A 1,628-nucleotide genomic window follows, 5' to 3' on the forward strand; every position below is an offset into this window, starting at 1 on the left:
CAATGTCTCGAGCCACCTGGCGGGCGTCTTCTGTTTCTTCGCGGCTGATCTTGCGGGCATCCGCGTTGGGGCAGCACTTGGTTTTCGATGGGCAGACCTGACAGACCTCTTTCAGAGCGCGATAGCGAGCGGTGCCCTTGCCCGTCGGACCGCGGTTGGGGTCTGAGTAGTTGCGGCGGAACTGCTTGAGGGCGTGACCTTCGGGACAGATGTATTGGTCATTCTCAGCATCCCATTCGAAGTCGGCGCGGGTCCAGGTGCCGTCATTGCGACCGGACTTGTCGAACACCGGGATATGCGGCGCAATCTTGCGATCAACCAGCCAGCCCAGAAGTGGGCCGGTGCCATAGGCGGTGTCCGCGATTAGTCTCTCCGGATGCAGATCGAACCGTTCCTTTACTCGGTTCAACATGGTCTTGGTCGATCCGACCTCAGCCTGACGGATTGATCTGGTGGCTTCGACGTCGATGATAACTCCGTGATCTGTATCGATCAGGTAGTTGTCGGAATAGCTAAAGAATGCAGGGCCTTTGCGGGCTGCGGTCCATTGGCTCGCCGGATCGGAATGCGATGTGAACTTGGGCTGAACCTCGCTGGCAGCGCCGAACGCAGCCTCGTCCAGCGTGTCGAGATACTCGCGGACGGCGCGGGGCGCGTCGGTCGGATCAACGGTTGAGGCGTCCCACTCTTCCTTCGGCGTTGAGTTCTGCTTGTTGGCATCGGCTTCGATCAAGCTTGCATCGATGGCCATACGCTGACCGCTGACGAGGCCTTCCTCAATGCTGTGTGCCACGGTCATCTCGAACAGGTAGCGCAGCAGTTCGCTTTCGCGGAACCGCCCATGCCGGTTCTTCGAGAATGTGGAATGATCCGGCACACGGTCGTTCAGATCGAGCCGACAGAACCACCGATAGGCTAGGTTCAGATGAACCTCTTCACAAAGCCGCCGCTCGGACCGGATCCCGAAGCAGTAGCCCACGAGTAGCATTCGGATAAGCAACTCGGGGTCAACCGAGGGGCGTCCAGTATGGCTGTAGAACTCCGCCAGATGCGACCGGATGCTGCCAAGATCGACGAACCGATCAATCGAGCGCAGCAGGTGATCTTGCGGGACATGATCTTCCAGCGAGAACTCGTAGAACAACGCCGCCTGCGCTTCCTGCCTCGGTCCCATCATCGCCAATTCCTCCCTACAGGACGAATTGAATCAGCGACTTACCACTCAATCAACCAAGAGTTTTTCAACGAAATACGCCGATTCTGTGGAAAAACAACGTGTTGCGGACGCAGAAAGTGGTGTGCTGAACCGAGCGCGAGTGCCTTTCTGATCAGGCTTTACGTGTTTGCTGCGGTGCGGGAAAGATCTTGGCCAGTTTGCGGAGGTTCTGGGCGGTGGCGGCGAGGAGGAATTCGTCGTTTGCGCCGCATGGGCCACGTAATCGGAGCCGACCCAGGCCGAGAATGCGTTTGAGGTGGGCGAAGAGCATTTCCACCTTCTTTCTGAGCTTCATTGAGATGTCGTACTGGCGGGTCTTGGCAATGTCTCGAGCCACCTGGCGGGCGTCTTCTGTTTCTTCGCGGCTGATCTTGCGGGCATCCGCGTTGGGGCAGCACTTGGTTTTCGATGG

General features: G+C 58.2%; 2 protein-coding genes. Both read right to left on the reverse strand.

Going from position 1 to position 1,628, the window contains the following annotated elements:
- Positions 1–1,177, reverse strand: a 1,177-nt coding sequence (locus ACR1XY_RS24455; protein ID WP_480448288.1) for an IS1182 family transposase, incomplete at its 3' end; no start/stop codon positions are given.
- A 151-nt stretch (positions 1,178–1,328) separates the two neighbouring features.
- On the reverse strand, positions 1,329–1,628 hold a 300-nt coding region (locus ACR1XY_RS24460), incomplete at its 5' end, for a transposase (RefSeq protein ID WP_480448290.1).

Source organism: Ruegeria sp. AD11(2025), from assembly GCF_056542405.1.